Raw genomic sequence first — 15397 nt, 5'->3', positions numbered from 1 at the left:
AGCGTCCTCGCTGATAAATCTGTTCTCAAAAGTAACTGGCGTTGACTTTTGGCACGCTGTTGAGTTCTCAAGGAACGGACGCTTCCTTCAGCCCCGTTTCACCGGGCCCTCCGGGCGCTTCCTTCGGTTTCCAGCTTAGCAGATCCGCCACTCGGCTTTTTCCGCTTCCCCGCTAGAAAGTGGGGGCCGCTCGATTGCGACGTCCGCTACGTTAGCGCATTTCCCGGAGACCGTGAAATCCGCTTCCAAACGCTAATTCGCACGCCAAAAAGAGCTCGTTCCGGCACGGCAGACACCGATGCCACGAGATCGATCAAGAGAGTGAATCAGCTACGGGTGGTCACTTTGGACTGGTGCGGCGGAGCGACGCTCCGTACGACGTACCTGTCCGAATCAGGCGACTCGACCTACATTAGCCCCTGGTTCCGCCAACGTCAAACACGAAGGGCGGAGATCCTTAAGATTCTCCGCCCTTCGGGTGAACTTGCTGGTCAGTGGGGCGGGCAGCCCGGTCAGCCCACCAATTCGACGGCGGCGAGGTTCCGCTTGCCACGGCGCAGCACGAGCCAGCGACCGTGAAGCAGGTCCGCCGGCGCGGCGAGTGCCGCCTCGTCCTCGATCTTCGCGTTGTTGACGTACGCGCCGCCCTCGCCCACCGTTCGGCGGGCGGCCGAACGGCTGGCCGAGAGGCCCGTCGCGACGAACAGGTCGATGATTTCCCCGAGTTCGGTCACCTTCGCGCTCGGGAGCTCCGCCACGGCCGCGGCGAGCGTGCGCTCGTCGAGGTCGGCGAGTTCGCCCTGGCCGAAGAGGGCCTTCGAGGCGGCGATCGCGCGGTCGAGCTGGTCCTGCCCGTGGACCAGGACGGTCAGCTCCTCAGCGAGCGCACGCTGAGCGGCGCGCTTGAAGGGTGCCTCCTCCGTCTCCCGCTCCAGCGCCTCGATCTCCTCGTGCGACTTGAAGCTGAAGATGCGCAGGAACTTGGAGACGTCGCGGTCGTCCGCGTTCAGCCAGAACTGGTAGAAGGCGTACGGCGAGGTGAGGTCCGGGGCCAGCCAGATCGTGCCGGACTCGGTCTTGCCGAACTTCGTGCCGTCCGCCTTGGTGATCAGCGGCGTGGCCAGGGCGTGCGCGCTGGTGCCCTCCGCCTTGCGGATCAGATCCGTGCCGGCGGTGAGGTTGCCCCACTGGTCGCTGCCGCCGGTCTGCAGGGTGCAGCCGTAGCGGCGGTGCAGCTCCAGGAAGTCCATGCCCTGGAGGACCTGGTAGCTGAACTCGGTGTAACTGATGCCGGCGTCCGAGTTGAGGCGTCGGGCGACGGCCTCCTTGGCGATCATGTTGTTGACGCGGAAGTACTTGCCCACGTCACGCAGCAGGTTGATCGCCGACATCCCCGAGGTCCAGTCGAGGTTGTTGACCATGCGGGCGGCGTTCGGGCCCTCGAAGTCGAGGAAGCGCTCGATCTGGCCGCGCAGCCGGTTGACCCAGTCTGCGACGACCTCCGGGTCGTTCAGCACGCGCTCGGCGGTCGGCTTCGGGTCGCCGATGAGACCGGTGGCCCCGCCGACCAGGCCGAGCGGCTTGTTGCCGGCCAGCTGGATGCGCTTCATGGTCAGGATCTGCACGAGGTTTCCCAGGTGCAGGCTGATCGCCGTCGGGTCGAAGCCGCAATAGAAGGTGACCGGGCCGTCCGCGAAGGCCTTGCGCAAGGCGTCCTCGTCGGTGGACAGGGCGAGGAGCCCCCGCCACTTCAGCTCGTCGACGATGTCGATCACGGTCACTCGTCTCTTCCTTGGGGTCGGTTCGACTCACGGTCGTGCGCCTACAGCCTCCCCGAAAGCCCCTCGTCTTGGCCAATCCATTGGCGAGGGGCCTGGAGGTGGTGAGAGGTCAGAGTCCGCTCGGCCAGGTGTAGCTGCTGGGGACCTGGATGGAGGCGTCCTCGCTCGCGGTGCCGTAGACGATCGCGATCTCGTCGTGTGCGTGCAGGACCAGCTTCGACGGGTCGCCGGTCGTCTGCTTTCCGTTGACGTACACCTTGAGCGTGTGGGTGGCGTCCGTCTTGAGCGCGCCGATCTGGTCGGCGCTCAGGGGGACGTTCCACTCAGTGGTGAACTGGCCGAGGGTGAAGTCCTGGACCTTGGGCGACTCGATGTGGATCACGCCGCTGGTGTCGTGGGTGTGCAGCGGGCTGATCGTCTGCGCCGTCTCGTTGATCCCGACCAGGCCGGGGACGGTGATCTTCTGGCCGTCGGCCCAGACGTCGAGGTGCGCGTGGATGTGCATCGTCGTGCCCTCGGCGGTGAGCATCGAGAGGCCGGCTGCCTTGACCGCAGCGTCGGTGTTGCTGGGGACAGCCCAGTGCGCGTTACCGGTGGCGGACGGGTTGGCCGAGGCCGTCTTGTCGTTGCTCGACACTGCTACGACCACGCCGCCGATGACTCCGGCGGCGACCACTGCGGCGCCCACGCCCATGAGGATCTTGTTGCGGCGCTCCCTGGCGCGCTCGGCCGCCTGCTGCTCGGCTATGCGGGCGCGGCGGTCGGCTGCCGCGGGCTTCTTGGACTGACCGGCCATGGTGGGTGGGCTCCCGGTATTCGAAGGTCGTGGGGATCGAGGGGTCGTAAGGGTCGTTTGTCGTCGACCTTAAGCGAGCCTGCTGTTCACATGCGAACTACTGTGACGGACGCCTCGCGCCCGCTCTGACCTGGTCCGCACCGAAGTTGTCACAATGCCCAACTTCCCTCTGGTGCAGGCCCATGGGCTCCGGTAGACCGTACTCGGTTTCGGCCCGCGAGAAAGGCGAGCTCAGGTGACTCTGGGGAAATTGACACTGTTCTGCTGGGTCTGGTTCACATTGATGAGCGTCGGCTTCGTACCGCTGTGCCTGCTCGCCAGTCAGGTACCGGCACCTTCAGCCGTGCACATCGCTCTGTATGTCTTCATCATCGGCGTGCTGTGGTGGGGCTCCTTCGGCTACGGCATGTATCTGATTCAGGCCGGGATGGGCGGCGGCGACCGCCGGCTGCTCAAGCGCGGCCGACGCGGGACCGCCGTGGTGCTGAAGGCGACCGCGACCGGGACGACCATCGGCGGCCAGCCGGACTTCGGCTACTTCGGCCGTCGCGTCTACCGGTATCAGCTCCGCGTCTGCCCGCCCGAAGGCCGCCCGTACGAGACGTACTGCAGCGTGGCCGCCGGCGGGCTCAGCGAGGGCCAGAGCGTCAAGGTCGCCATCGCCCGGCACAACCGGAAGCGGGTCATGATCGATCTCGGTCAGGACAAGAAGACGCCCAAGGGGAAGAAGGTCCAGCCCGAGGTACCCCGCCAGGCCATGTACGCCCACTCGAAGCCAACGGTGCAGGACGCTGTCCCGCCCCGGCATCTGAACCCGAACGCGTCGAGCGAGGCGCACGACCGGCTGCGCCAGCTGAAGGAGCTGGGCCAGCTACACCAGGAGGGTGTACTCACCGACGAGGAGTTCTCGGCCGAGAAGGCGCGGATCCTCAAGCGCGAGTCATGACGCGGGCCGGCGCCGGGGCACGTGGCGGCGGTACGGACTGACGGTCGGCTCGCCGTCGATCCAGAAACGGAGCGGGGTGTCCGCGCCCTGGGCGACGCCGGTTCGCGGGCCCTGCCGGATCAGCTCGGGATCGGGCGGGGTGCCGGGCAGCAGTCGGAAGACCGTGCCGTCGAGCGGTTCGCCGTTCTGCTCGCGACCGACGCCGAGGGCCTGGGTGAGCCTTGCGGGGCCCTGCGCGAGCTCGGCGTCCTTGCGGGCAGCGGGGCGGCGGCGCCGGGCGAGGTCGAGTCCGTCGACAACCTCGCCGGCCCGCAGCAGCACCGCGCCCGCGGTGACGCCCGGACCGGCGACGAGGTTCATGCAGTAGTGCATCCCGTAGGTGAAGTAGACGTAGACGAATCCCGGCGGGCCGAACATCACCGCGTTGCGGGCCGTCCGGCCCCGGTAGGCGTGCGAGGCCGGGTCGTCCGGGCCGGTGTACGCCTCGACCTCGGTCAGCCGGACCGAGACGACGCCTTCGGGGCGCGCGCAGACGAGGACGCGCCCCAGCAGTGCGGGCGCCAACTGGGGAGCCGATCGATCGAAGAACACCGGTTCGAGTGGTTCCTGCGGCACGGCATCGGGAATCGGCACAGGCCGAGACTAGGCTGATCGCCGGTCCTCTGCAGACCCGATCCTGAGATCTTCCGCAGACCGCGCACCCCAAAGGAGGCTGACGACATGTCGGAGCCCAAGCGGCGCCCGCTCCCCCACGATTTCCACCCTCCCGTCACCGAGTTCAGCGTCACCAGTGACGACTTCACGCCCGGCGGCACGCTGCCCGACGCGCACGTGTACTCCCACGGGAACACCTCGCCGCAGCTCCGTTGGTCCGGCTTCCCGGCCGGGACGAAGAGCTTTGCGGTGACCTGCTTCGATCCGGACGCGCCGACGGGCAGCGGCTTCTGGCACTGGACCGTCTTCGACATCCCGGCCGACGTCACCGAGCTGCCCACGGGTGCGGGCTCGGGCGAGTTCAAGGGGCTGCCGGCCGGCGCCGTGCACGCCAGGAACGACTACGGCAGCCGCGACTTCGGCGGTGCCGCGCCGCCGCCCGGGGACGGGCCGCACCGCTACGTGTTCACCGTCTACGCGGTCGACCAGGAGAAGCTCGGCCCGGACGCGGACACCTCGCCGGCCGCCGTCGGCTTCAACCTCCGTTTCCACGCGCTGGGCAGGGCGCAGGTCATCGCCGAGTACGAACACCCGTGATTCCCGCCCGGTAACCCCGGCCGTAACCCCCGGCCGTAACCCCCAGCCGTAACCCCCAGCCGTAATCCCCAGGCCACCGAAATTACGTTGTCCCGGCATCCGCCCCGCCCGCACAGTGGACCCACCGTCCGCCTGGGCGGGCCGGGAGCCGGGAGGTGGCTGTGGTGCGCAAGACTCTGGTGCTGAATGCGACGTATGAGCCGCTGGCGGCGGTAACGCTGCAGCGAGCCGTGGTGCTGGTGCTGCAGGACAAGGCCGTCGTCGAGCATGCCCACCCGGAGCGCAGGGTGCGCGGCCGCACGGTGGAGATCCCGATGCCACGGGTCGTCCGGCTGAAACGGTACGTCAGGGTGCCGTTCCGACAACAGGCGGCCTGGTCCCGGCGCGGTGTGCTCGCCAGGGACAATTTCCGCTGTGCCTACTGCGGCCGACGCGCGACGACGGTCGACCACGTACTGCCCCGGTCCCGGGGCGGGGCGGACAGCTGGCTGAACACGGTCGCCGCCTGCGCGGCGGACAACCACCGCAAGGCCGACCGGACTCCGGAGCAGGCCGGCATGAAGCTGCTCCGCCGTCCGTTCGAGCCGACGCCCGACGCCGCGCTCGTGGCGGCGCTGGGTCTGGCGACCGCCGCAGAGGGCGAGGACGCCGACGGGGCGAGCGTCAGCTGGCTGCCTTCCATGCGGTGACCGAGGTGTTGTAGCTGCCGGTGTACTCCGGCAGCGCCACCACCAGGCTCGTACGGAAGAGCACCCGGCCGGAGCCCAGCAGCGAGCCGGTCCCCTGGGGGAAGGTCCCGCCGACGGTCTCCGTGCCCGAAGTCAGGTCGAAGTGGCTGAGCCGGGCCGGCTGGCCCACGCGCTCGTCGGTGGCGACGATCACCGCCGAGCCGTCGATGCCGACCGGCACGGCGACGCCCTTCTCCTGCGCCGTCGTCCGCCACAGCTCCTTGCCGTCGACGAGGCTGTAGGCGGCGATGACGGTCGGGCCGGCTGCGGCGGCGGCGGACTGGGCCGGCGGTTCGACGGCGGCGACGAGCGTCGTCCCGGAGAAGAAGAGTTCCGGGTCCGGGTCGAAGCTTCCGTGGGTCGAGTCCAGCGAGCCGCCGGTCTGGGCGACGGGGATGGTGGCCTGTTTGTCGCCCTTTTCGGTGAAGGACATCAGCGTGTCCTGGGTCGCGTCGTTCATGTGCACGCTGACGACGGCCGGGCTGGCGGAGAGAACGGTGTAGGAGGAGGCGTTCTGCGGCAGGCCGCGGTACCAGCGCAGCTTGCCGCTGCTCGGGTCGAGCGAGATCGCCTGCTGCTTGGGAGTGGTGTCGGCGCAGGTGCTCTGCAGCAGCAGCGCGGTGCCGTCGCCGTTGCCGGCCAGGGCGCAGTACTTGCCGGGGCCCGCGTAGCTCCACGCCTGCTTGCCGTTCAGGTCGTAGCCGACGGCGGCCGCGTCGCCGACGGCGATGACGCGGGTGTCGTTGACCATGGCGGAGGCGCCGAAGCTGGTGCCGCCGCTGGAGGACGGGAGCGTGGCGTTCCACTTGGCTTTGCCGGTGGCCGTGTCGACGGCGACGAGTGTGTCGCAGGCCTGGCCGCTGCCCGCCTTGGCCTGAAAGAGCACGGCGCCGAGGCCCGTGCTGTTGACGCCGGGAGACATCGCGCACGGCACGGCGCCGGAGGCGGGCGGCGCGACGCTCCAGAGCTTGTGCCCGTCCGCAGCCGCGTAGGCGGTGACGCCCACGCCGTCGCCACGGACGACGGAGTCGGCGAGCAGCCAGGAGCCGATCAGGCCGTCGTTGCTCGCGCTGCTCCCTGCGCTGCCGCCGCCGCTTCCGGTAGACGCGCCGACGGCGGCGGGGGCGGACCAGGCCTTGGTGTGGTTGACACCGATGTCGGCCTGATTCGGCTTGGCGGCGCCGCCACCGGACTGGTCGCTGCTGCCGCTGCTGCCGTTGCCGGCGACGAAGAAGGCCGCGCCCGCCAGGACAACCAGCGCGCCGCCGCCGATCGCGAGGCGCGTGACGTAACTCTTCCGGTCCACCCCTGGGCCCCGGCCCAACGCGGCGTCGGTCACGCGGGAGCGCAGCCCACCGGGCTGGTCGTCGGTCCCGTCGCGACCCGAACCGCCGTCCTTGTCGCCGCGGCCGACCGCGGTGGCGCCGACCGGGATCGACTCCATCTCCGGCGCGGGGGCCTGAGCCGGTATGGCCGCCTCGCCCGTCCAGTACGGCTGCCCGGCGCCGCCCTCCGGCTGCTGCTCCGACGGCGTCGGCTGCTGCTCGGGGTAGGCGTACTGCTGCGGGTCGTAGTACTGCTGCTGGTACTGCTGCGGGTCGTAGTACTGCTGCTCGTACCCCTGGCCCTGCTGCGCATAGCCCTGCGGCTGCTCGGCATAGGACGGGTAGGACGCGGCGTACTGCTGTTCGTACCCCTGGTACTGCTGCTGCTCGTACGCCTGCTGCTGGTAGGCCGCGGGGTCGTAAGCAGTGGAGTCGTAAACGGAGGAGTCGTAAGCGCCCTGCTCGGGCTGCTGCGGCCAGTACTGCTGCTGAGGCTCCGGCTGGGCATGCTGCTCCGTGCCGTAGCCGGAGTAGTCGTACTGCTGCTGTCCGTAGGTGTCGTACGGCTGCTGCCAGTACTGCGGTTGCTGCTCCTGCTGGCTACCGGTGTTCTCTTCTCGTTCCATGGCTGCCGTACCACTCCCGCCTGCCCGATGCGCGAGCCAGCATCTCATGCCTCCGCTTCGACCGAGGCATCGATGAGGGAGGCGAGCTTCAGATCGAGGGCGGTGATTCCGCCGGACGAGTGCGTGGAGAGCGTGAAGTGGAGGGTCCGCCAGCGGATGTCGATGTCGGGGTGGTGGTCCATCCCCTCGGCCTCTTCCGCGACGGCGACGACGATGCGGATCGCCGCCGGGAAGTTCTTGGCCTGCACGGTCCGGGTGAGCGAGCCGCCTTCTCGTCGCCACTCGGGCAGGGCGAGAAGGCCGGCCGTGATCTGTTCGTCGTTGAGGAGGTCGCGGATGCTCATACTGAGCACGCTAGTGGCTCGGCCCGCTGCCCGCCCCGGCTGTTCCGGCTGTTCCGACTGTTCCGGCTGTTCCGGCTGTTCCGCCTATTCCGGATCGAGTTCCGGGCGCTCCGTGCGCTTGTCCAGCTTGGGGGTGCCGTTGGCCACCGGCACGGGCGCGGCGTCCCTCGGGTTCATCCCCGCGAAGGCGCCGCCGACGCCCTTGAGCGCCTCGCCGACCTCGCTGGGGATGATCCACAGCTTGTTGGCGTCACCCTGGGCGATCTGCGGGAGCGTCTCCAGGTACTTGTAGGCGAGCAGCTTCTGGTCCGCGTCGCCGGAGTGGATCGCCTCGAAGACGGTACGGATCGCCGCCGCTTCACCGTCGGCGCGCAGCACGGCGGCCTGCGCCTCGCCCTCGGCCTCCAGCACCGCGGCGGCCTTCTGGCCCTCCGCCTTGAGGATCGCGGACTGCCGCTCACCCTCGGCCTGGAGGATCGCCGCGCGCTTGTCGCGGTCCGCGCGCATCTGCTTCTCCATCGAGTCCTGGATGGAGGTCGGCGGCTCGATCGCCTTCAGCTCGACGCGGTTGACGCGGATGCCCCACTTGCCGGTCGCCTCGTCCAGCACGCCGCGCAGGCCCGCGTTGATGGTCTCGCGGGAGGTGAGGGTGGACTCCAGGTCCATGGAGCCGATGATGTTGCGGAGCGTGGTGATGGTCAGCTGCTCGATCGCCTGGAGGTAGCTCTGCACCTCGTAGGTGGCCGCGCGCGGGTCGGTGACCTGGAAGTAGATGACGGTGTCGATGTGGACCACCAGGTTGTCCTGGGTGATCACGGGCTGCGGCGGGAAGGGCTGCACCTGCTCGCGCAGGTCGAGCCGGTTGCGCACGGTGTCGATGAACGGCACCACGATGTTGAGCCCCGCGTTGAGGGTGCGCGTGTAGCGGCCGAAGCGCTCGACGATCGCCGCCTGGGCCTGCGGGATCACCTGGATCGTCCGCAGCAGGACGAAGAACACGAACACCGCCACCAGGACCAGGACGATGATCACGGTTTCCACAGGGACTCCCTCGACGGACCCTCGATATGACGCTCTGTGAACTTCATTACCCCGGAAGGGTTCCGACGACTCAGAGGACCACGGCGGTGGCGCCGTCGATCTCGGCGACGCTGACCCGCTCCCCCGGCTCGAAGACCTGTCCGACCGCGAGTGCACGGGCCGACCAGACCTCCCCCTTGAGCTTGATCCGACCGTCGTGCTCGTCCACCCGCTCCAGGACCACGGCCTCAGCCCCCTTGAGCGCGTCGATACCGTGCCGAACCCCCGACCCGGCGCGCCCTTGGCGCTTGGCGATCGGACGGACGAACAGCAGCAGCGCGACGGTCGTGGCGAGGAACACGACGAACTGCAGCACGACTCCGCCGCCCAGTCCAGCGGCCAGCGCTGCTGCGCCGGCGCCGATCCTGAACATGACGAACTCGATCAGCGCGGTGTGCACCACGGGGGCGCACAGCAGCACTGCAGCCGCCAGCCACCATGCCCAACTCTCCACACCCGACATGGTAGTTCCGCGGCTGCCTCCCCGTCAGGAAACGGGGACAAAGATCATTACAACCCCATCACTCCGACCTGCACAGCAAGGAGACGGACGGCTCAGCGCAGCTCGAGGCCGCGGGCGGCCCACCGGCCGTCCTGGTGGTCGAGGGTGAGTGGGAGGCCGAAGCAGAGCGAGAGGTTCCGGGCGGTCAGCGTCTCCATCATCGGACCGGCGGCGAGCACCTTGCCCTGACGAATCATCAGCACGTGGGTGAAGCCGGGCGCGATCTCCTCGACGTGGTGCGTCACCATGATCATCGCGGGCGCGATCGGGTCCTGGGCGAGCGCGCCGAGGCGGCGGACCAGGTCCTCGCGGCCGCCGAGGTCGAGACCGGCGGCGGGCTCGTCGAGGAGCAGCAGCTCCGGGTCGGTCATCAGCGCGCGGGCGATCAGGGTGCGCTTGCGCTCGCCCTCGGAGAGAGTGCCGAACTTGCGGTCGGTGTACTCGGCCATGCCGAGCAGGTCCAGCAGGAGGCGGGCGCGGGCCTCGTCGGTCTGCTCGTAGGTCTCACGCCAGTGCGCGGTCATGCCGTAGGCGGCGGTGAGCACCGTCTCCAGCACGGTCTGCCGCTTGGGCAGCTTGTCGGCCATCGCCGCGCCGGCCAGGCCGATGCGCGGGCGCAGCTCGAACACGTCGACGGAGCCGAGCTTCTCACCCAGGATCGCGGCTGTGCCGGTACTGGGGAAGAGGTAGCTCGCGGCGACCTGGAGCAGCGTGGTCTTCCCGGCCCCGTTCGGACCGAGGACGACCCAGCGCTCACCCTCGGCGACGGCCCAGGACACCTGCTCCACCAGCGGGCGGCCGTCCCGGATCACGGAAACGTCCACCAGCTCCAGCACGTCGCTCATGCGTACGCCTTCCCCAATGAAATGAGAGTTCTTCCCGCTCAGGGCGGGCGGGCGGCCCGGGGCCGGTCCAAACCTACGCCACCGAGGCGACCGGCCGCTCCGTAGGCTTGGCCCATGCCGCAGACGGAAGCGCACGAAGCGTACGAAGAGCCCCGGTCCGCCCGACTTGTCGCCTGGGGAAACGCCTGGTTCGCCGGGCTCGCCTCCCCCGACGACGCCGCGACAGCGGTGCGCGGCGACGACGACGCGCACGTCGTGAGGGGTCTGCCGGGCGCGGACGGTGCCGGTCTGACGCTGGCCCTCGGGCGACTGCGCGCGCTGGGCGCGACGGGACTGCGGCTGGCGCTGCCGGCGCCGGGTCACCCGCTGGGTCTTACCGGCCCGGCGGAGTTCAACGCGCGGGCGCTGGAGACGGGCGAGGCGGTGCTGGCTGTCGGCGCGCCCTGGGGCCTGGTGCCGGAAGCCCTCTGGCACGGCGCGGACCACGCGGACGACGGCGTCCTCGCGGTGAGCTGGCACGCGTTGCCGGTGAATGTCGGCTTCCCCGCGGACGTCCCCGCGCTGCGGGACGCGGAGCGGGAACTCGTGGAGGGCATGCGGGAGGCGACGGAGTCGCTGGTCCGCCTCGACGTGGCGGGCTCCGGCCCCGCGGTCCAGCGCGCGCTGGGGCGCTTGCGCGCCCGGGAGGAGTCGGGAGCGGAGGAACTGCTCGCACCCGGCTACCCACCGCGCGCGGTGCGGGTCCTGCAGAGCGCGAGGCGCGTGGCCGCGCTGATCGCGGTGGCGGCGCTGAGCGAGGGCGCGGCGGTCAGCGCCGCCGAGATGTCCGCGCGCGCGGACGCGCTGCGCCCGCTTGAGCGCGCGGCGCGGCGTGCGCGGGTGGCGGCGTACAACTCGGCAGTCGACGAACCCGCCACTGAAGGCAGATGACCTGCGGTTGCGCTGCCGCAGGTAGTTGCACTCTTAGGTGCGCGAGGCCCTGCTTATGAACTGCGCGCGCGACAAGCCACCCACCCTCGTAGCGCGCCGAACCAGCAGGGCCATCCGCACGCCGGTGGTTTCTCGCGCAGTTCCCCGCGCCCCTGTGGGTGGTTGCTCGTTTGCCTCAGCCCCCGCGCCCTGATGGTGCAACTGAGTCGTCTGCTCCACGGCCCCTACCGGGTCATCCCGTTGCGGACCGCCCAGAGCGCAGCCTGCGTGCGGTCCTGGAGGTCCAGCTTCATCAGGATGTTGGAGACGTGCGTTTTGACCGTCTTCTCCGAGAGGGTCAACGCTCGGGCGATCTCGCGGTTGGAGCGCCCGTCAGCGATGTGGCCCAGGACCTCCTGCTCGCGTTCGGTCAGCGTGCCGCCGCGGCCCTGGGGGGAGCGACCCGCCGACTCCTCGGCCAACAGCGCTTCCGCCAGCTCCGGCTGGAGCAGCACGTGCCCCGCGTGCACCGAGCGGATCGCGCCGGCCAGGGCCTCGGGGTCCACGTCCTTGTAGACGTAGCCCGCCGCGCCCGCGCGCAGCGCCGGGACGACCGTGCGGTGCTCGGTGAAGCTCGTGACCACCAGGACCTTCGCCTCGCTGCCGCGCTCCTTCAGCAGGCGCAGGGCCTCGATCCCGTCGGTGCCGGGCATCTTGACGTCCATCAGCACCACGTCCGGGCGGAGCTCCTCCGCGCGGGCGACGCCCTCCGCGCCGTCCGACGCCTCGCCGACGACCTCGATGTCCGGCTGGATCTCCAGGAAGGTCCGCAGCCCGCGCCGGACGACCTGGTGGTCGTCGACGAGCAGGACCTTGATCGTCGCGTCACCCACCGGGGACCTCCAGTTCCACCACGGTCCCCGCACCCGGGGACGATTCGATACGCAGCGCGCCGCCGACGCCGGCGGCGCGGTCCCGCATGGAGACCAGCCCGAGGTGGCGGCCCGCGCGGCGGGTCTGCTCGGGGTCGAAGCCCTTGCCGTCGTCGCTGACCCGCAGCCGGGCGCCGCGTCCCGCGCCGGACGTGCCCGGTGCGGCGAGGAGTTCGACCGCCACGCTCGTCGCGCCCGAGTGCCGCAGCGCGTTGTGCAGGGCCTCCTGCGCGACGCGCAGCACGGCCTCCTCCTGGGCGGCCGGCAGCGCGGGGACGCGGTCGTGGGTGAAGCGGACGTCGGCGACGTGGGCCCGGTCCAGCACCTCGACCTGGGAGACGAGGGTCGGCAGCAGGCCGTCCTCGTCGAGCGCGGCCGGGCGCAGTTCGACGACGACGCTGCGCAGTTCGTCCGCCGCCTCCGCCGCGAGCCGGGAGACCTCCGCCAGCTCGGCCCGCGCCCGCGCCGGGTCGCGCTCGACCAGCGCCGAGGCGGCCTGCGCGGTCAGCCGCAGCGAGAAGAGCTTCTGCGAGACGGCGTCATGCAGCTCGTGCGCGATCCTGGCCCGCTCCCCGACCAGCGTGAGCTCACGGCTGCGCTCGTAGAGGCGGGCGTTGACCAGGGCCAGCGCCGCGTGCGCGGCAAGGATGCGGAGCAGCTCCTCGTCGTGCGGGGAGAAGCGGTCGCGCCCGTTCGGGTTGGCCAGGAAGAGCGCGCCGAGGATCTCGTCGCCGTCCTGGATCGGGACGCCGAGGAAGGCGTGCATGTCCGGGTGGGCCTTCGGCCAGCCGCCGAAGCGCGGGTCGTGGCGGACGTCGTCCAGGCGGGTCGGATCGGGCTCGTGGAGCATCGCGGCGAGGATGCCGTGCTGGCGCGGCAGCGGGCCGATGGCCCGCCACTGGGCCTCGGAGACGCCGTCCACGACGAACTGGGCGAAGCCGCCGTGGTCGTCGGGCACACCGAGCGCGGCGTACTCCGCGCCGACGAGCGTGCGCGCGGAGGTGACGATGCGCTGCAGCACCTCGCGCACCTCCAGGTGCCGGCTCATGGCCAGCACCGCGGAGCTGATCGCCTCGATGCCGCCGAGGCAGGGGTCGCCAGGCCCGGCTCCGGGCGAGGAACCGGGCGAGCACGCGTCAGTCGACATGCCGTCACCGTACCGCCGCGTGATCTCCCGGGCATCGGACGCCCGGCGGGTGGTTGCAGGTCTGCGGTCCTAGGTCCAAGGGACCCGGCGGGCGACGTCCCGCGGCCGAGGTGGAGGGGGCCTGTGCGGGCCTAGCTTCGGCGGTATCGGAACGGAACGCCGAACCAGGGCGCCGTGACAGGCAATCGCAGCAGCTAGCCGCAACAGGAGGAATCGCCATGGCAGTCGCCATTGTGACGGGGGCGTCGCGAGGACTGGGCCGGGCGCTGGCGCTCGCGCTGGCCGAGCGCGGCTGGGACGTGGTCGTGGGCGGACGCAGCGGGGGCGCGCTCGCCGAGCTGGCGGCCGGGCAGCCGCGGATCCGCGTCGTCGTCGGGGACGTGACGGACGCCTGGCACCGCACCGCGCTGCTCACCACCGCCTGGGACCTGGGCGGGCTGGACCTGGTGGTCAACAACGCCGGGGTGCTGGGCGGCGAGGGGCTGGCCACGACGGCGGAGCTGTCGCTGGACGAGCTGCGGCGCGCGTTCGAGGTCAACGTCATCGCGCCGTTGGGGCTCGCGCAGGAGGCGCTGCCGATGCTGCGGGCAGCGGGCGGCGCGCTGATCAACATCAGCTCGGACGCGGCGGTCGAGGCCTACCCGACCTGGGGCGGCTACGGCTCGACGAAGGCGGCGCTGGACCTGTGGTCGGCGGTGCTGGCGCACGAGGAGGAGTCGGTCCGGGTGTGGTGGGTCGACCCGGGCGAGATGAGGACGGCGATGTACGCGGCGGCGGACGCGGCCGCGGCGGCCGAGGCCCCTTTGCCGGAGCAGGAGGCGGTGCCGGGCCTGCTGGCGCTGCTCGACGCGCGGCCGCCGAGTGGCCGCTACCTCGCTGCCGCGCTGGCGGTGCGGGGGGACGACACGGCGGCGGGCACGGTGACGGACACGGTGGGAGCGGACGCGGCAGAGCGGGGGGTGGCGCGGTGATCGGGACACGGGGGCAGGGGCGGCCAAGTGAGGGCGTGCGCGTCAGCGAGGGCGAGGTGGACGACGCCGGGTTCGTGGACCGGCTGGGCGACTGGGAGCTGCCGTCCGAGCTGGAGGCCACGGCGCCGCCCGAGGAGCGCGGCGGCCGCGGCCGCGACGACGTGCGGCTGCTGGTCGCCCGACAGGAGGGACTGACGGTCACTCACCACGCCTTCCGCGAGCTGCCGGGCCTGCTGGAGCCGGGCGACGTGCTCGTCGTCAACACCTCCGCGACGCTGCCGGCGGCCGTGGACGGCCGGGTCACCGAGACCGGCGAGCCGGTGGTCGTGCACTTCTCGACCCGGCGCAGCGAGAGCGAATGGGTCGTCGAGCTCCGCTCTCCCGACGGCCGAGGCAGCACCCGGCAGCGGGTGCACGGCGGGGAGCTGGTGACCGTCAGGCTGACCGGCGGGGCGCGGTTGAGCCTGCTGGCGCCGCTCGGCCGGAGCTGTGACGCTGTCATGGCCGGGGACGGGGACGTGGCCGTGGACGGGGCCTCAGCATCGGCATCGGCATCAGCCTCGGTTCGGCTGTGGCGGGGCTGCTTCGGCGCGGCGGATCCGCTCGCCTACCTGGCCCGCTACGGGCGGCCGATCCGCTACGCCTACACGGACGCGGACCGCGCGCTCGCGGCGTACCAGACCGTCTTCGCCGCTCCCCCGACCACCGCCGGCTCGGCGGAAATGCCCAGCGCCGCCCGTCCGTTCACGGCGGAGCTGGTGACGCGGCTGGTCAGCAGCGGCGTGCAGATCGCCCCGTTGACCCTGCACGCCGGAGTGGCGTCGGTGGAGTCCCACGAGCCCCCGTACGCCGAGTGGTTCGAGGTGCCCGAGGCGACCGCGCGGCTGGTCAACACCGCGCGGGCGGCGGGCTCACGGGTGGTCGCGGTCGGGACGACGGCGGTGCGGGCGCTGGAGTCATCGGCCGGTCCGGACGGGGTGGTCCGTGCCCGCTCGGGCTGGACCGAGCTGGTGATCACGCCGGAGCGTGGCGTGCGTGCCGTGGACGGGCTGCTGACCGGCTTCCACGAGCCGCGCGCCTCTCACCTGCTGATGCTCGAGGCCGTGGCCGGACGCCGGTTGCTCGACCGCAGCTACGCGGAGGCGCTGCGGGAGGGCTACCTCTGGCACGAGTTCGGCGACCTGCACCTCATTCTGACGCGCTGACCACTCATG

16 protein-coding genes are annotated in these 15397 nt (G+C 71.0%); 6 read left to right on the top strand and 10 right to left on the bottom strand.

What is annotated here, in order from left to right; all coding sequences use genetic code 11:
- Nucleotides 1-512: 512 nt before the first annotated feature.
- The gene (gene tyrS / locus ABIA32_RS31725; RefSeq protein ID WP_370103005.1) at nt 513-1775 is read right to left on the bottom strand and encodes a tyrosine--tRNA ligase; all 1263 of its coding nucleotides are present in this window, start codon (nt 1773-1775) and stop codon (nt 513-515) included.
- A gap of 115 nt (nt 1776-1890) precedes the next feature.
- Nucleotides 1891-2577: a hypothetical protein gene (locus ABIA32_RS31720; protein WP_370102999.1), complete on the bottom strand. Its 687-nt coding sequence runs from the start codon at nt 2575-2577 to the stop codon at nt 1891-1893.
- Nucleotides 2578-2920: 343 nt separating this feature from the next.
- Between ABIA32_RS31720 and ABIA32_RS31715 the strand changes: the two genes are divergently transcribed.
- Entirely contained in the window at nt 2921-3523 is a 603-nt protein-coding gene (locus ABIA32_RS31715; protein ID WP_370102997.1) for an SHOCT domain-containing protein, read from the top strand.
- Here ABIA32_RS31715 and ABIA32_RS31710 read toward each other — a convergent pair.
- The gene (locus ABIA32_RS31710) at nt 3518-4150 is read right to left on the bottom strand and encodes a DNA-3-methyladenine glycosylase (RefSeq protein ID WP_370103003.1); all 633 of its coding nucleotides are present in this window, start codon (nt 4148-4150) and stop codon (nt 3518-3520) included. The genes ABIA32_RS31715 and ABIA32_RS31710 overlap by 6 nt on opposite strands.
- 93 nt (nt 4151-4243) lie before the next feature.
- Between ABIA32_RS31710 and ABIA32_RS31705 the strand changes: the two genes are divergently transcribed.
- Together ABIA32_RS31705 and ABIA32_RS31700 are read left to right on the top strand one after the other, a co-directional pair.
- Nucleotides 4244-4774: a YbhB/YbcL family Raf kinase inhibitor-like protein gene (locus ABIA32_RS31705; RefSeq protein WP_370102995.1), complete on the top strand. Its 531-nt coding sequence runs from the start codon at nt 4244-4246 to the stop codon at nt 4772-4774.
- 164 nt (nt 4775-4938) lie between these two features.
- Nucleotides 4939-5463 carry an HNH endonuclease gene (locus tag ABIA32_RS31700; protein ID WP_370102993.1) on the top strand — a complete coding sequence of 175 codons (525 nt, stop codon included), beginning with the start codon at nt 4939-4941 and terminating at the stop codon, nt 5461-5463.
- Here the strand turns inward: ABIA32_RS31700 and ABIA32_RS31695 are convergent.
- From ABIA32_RS31695 to ABIA32_RS31675, 5 genes are all read right to left on the bottom strand, one after another.
- The gene (locus ABIA32_RS31695) at nt 5438-7453 is read right to left on the bottom strand and encodes a PQQ-binding-like beta-propeller repeat protein (protein ID WP_370102991.1); all 2016 of its coding nucleotides are present in this window, start codon (nt 7451-7453) and stop codon (nt 5438-5440) included. The genes ABIA32_RS31700 and ABIA32_RS31695 overlap by 26 nt on opposite strands.
- Before the next feature lie 44 nt (nt 7454-7497).
- A complete protein-coding gene (locus tag ABIA32_RS31690; RefSeq protein WP_370102989.1) occupies nt 7498-7797 on the bottom strand; it encodes a 4a-hydroxytetrahydrobiopterin dehydratase in 300 nt (99 codons plus the stop codon).
- Between the two features lie 84 nt (nt 7798-7881).
- Complete coding sequence (locus ABIA32_RS31685) at nt 7882-8838, bottom strand: SPFH domain-containing protein (protein ID WP_370102987.1); 957 nt, start codon at nt 8836-8838, stop codon at nt 7882-7884.
- Nucleotides 8839-8908: 70 nt separating this feature from the next.
- A complete protein-coding gene (locus ABIA32_RS31680; RefSeq protein WP_370102985.1) occupies nt 8909-9340 on the bottom strand; it encodes an NfeD family protein in 432 nt (143 codons plus the stop codon).
- A gap of 92 nt (nt 9341-9432) precedes the next feature.
- The gene (locus ABIA32_RS31675) at nt 9433-10224 is read right to left on the bottom strand and encodes an ABC transporter ATP-binding protein (protein WP_370102983.1); all 792 of its coding nucleotides are present in this window, start codon (nt 10222-10224) and stop codon (nt 9433-9435) included.
- A 114-nt stretch (nt 10225-10338) separates the two neighbouring features.
- Here ABIA32_RS31675 and ABIA32_RS31670 point away from each other — a divergent pair, with 114 nt between their 5' ends.
- Entirely contained in the window at nt 10339-11154 is an 816-nt protein-coding gene (locus tag ABIA32_RS31670) for a hypothetical protein (RefSeq protein WP_370102982.1), read from the top strand.
- Between the two features lie 224 nt (nt 11155-11378).
- On the opposite strand, the gene ABIA32_RS31665 is transcribed toward ABIA32_RS31670, so the two are convergent.
- Complete coding sequence (locus tag ABIA32_RS31665) at nt 11379-12026, bottom strand: response regulator (RefSeq protein WP_370102981.1); 648 nt, start codon at nt 12024-12026, stop codon at nt 11379-11381.
- Entirely contained in the window at nt 12019-13212 is a 1194-nt protein-coding gene (locus tag ABIA32_RS31660) for a GAF domain-containing sensor histidine kinase (RefSeq protein ID WP_370102979.1), read from the bottom strand. Before ABIA32_RS31660 ends, ABIA32_RS31665 begins: the two co-directional genes overlap by 8 nt.
- A 218-nt stretch (nt 13213-13430) precedes the next feature.
- On the opposite strand from ABIA32_RS31660, the gene ABIA32_RS31655 reads away from it, so the two are divergent.
- Together ABIA32_RS31655 and ABIA32_RS31650 are read left to right on the top strand one after the other, a co-directional pair.
- Nucleotides 13431-14183, top strand: coding sequence for an SDR family NAD(P)-dependent oxidoreductase (locus tag ABIA32_RS31655; protein ID WP_370102977.1), 753 nt, complete (start codon nt 13431-13433; stop codon nt 14181-14183).
- Nucleotides 14184-14218: 35 nt separating this feature from the next.
- Nucleotides 14219-15388 carry an S-adenosylmethionine:tRNA ribosyltransferase-isomerase gene (locus ABIA32_RS31650; protein WP_370102975.1) on the top strand — a complete coding sequence of 390 codons (1170 nt, stop codon included), beginning with the start codon at nt 14219-14221 and terminating at the stop codon, nt 15386-15388.
- The last annotated feature ends 9 nt before the right edge of the window (nt 15389-15397 follow it).

Origin of the sequence: Streptacidiphilus sp. MAP12-20 (genome assembly GCF_041262525.1) — a bacterium.
In the GTDB taxonomy this organism is placed as follows: Bacteria; Actinomycetota; Actinomycetes; order Streptomycetales; family Streptomycetaceae; genus Streptacidiphilus.
Note: the sequence above shows the minus strand (reverse complement) of the source record. Positions and strands in the feature narration are given on the sequence as shown.

Coding starts and splice junctions, on each gene's coding strand:
- ABIA32_RS31690 (WP_370102989.1), bottom strand. CDS start 7,797: ATGAGCATCCGCGACCTCCTCAACGACGAACAGATCACGGCCGGCCTT.
- ABIA32_RS31680 (WP_370102985.1), bottom strand. CDS start 9,340: ATGTCGGGTGTGGAGAGTTGGGCATGGTGGCTGGCGGCTGCAGTGCTG.
- ABIA32_RS31705 (WP_370102995.1), top strand. CDS start 4,244: ATGTCGGAGCCCAAGCGGCGCCCGCTCCCCCACGATTTCCACCCTCCC.
- ABIA32_RS31655 (WP_370102977.1), top strand. CDS start 13,431: ATGGCAGTCGCCATTGTGACGGGGGCGTCGCGAGGACTGGGCCGGGCG.
- ABIA32_RS31695 (WP_370102991.1), bottom strand. CDS start 7,453: ATGGAACGAGAAGAGAACACCGGTAGCCAGCAGGAGCAGCAACCGCAG.
- ABIA32_RS31675 (WP_370102983.1), bottom strand. CDS start 10,224: ATGAGCGACGTGCTGGAGCTGGTGGACGTTTCCGTGATCCGGGACGGC.
- ABIA32_RS31720 (WP_370102999.1), bottom strand. CDS start 2,577: ATGGCCGGTCAGTCCAAGAAGCCCGCGGCAGCCGACCGCCGCGCCCGC.
- ABIA32_RS31670 (WP_370102982.1), top strand. CDS start 10,339: ATGCCGCAGACGGAAGCGCACGAAGCGTACGAAGAGCCCCGGTCCGCC.
- ABIA32_RS31660 (WP_370102979.1), bottom strand. CDS start 13,212: ATGTCGACTGACGCGTGCTCGCCCGGTTCCTCGCCCGGAGCCGGGCCT.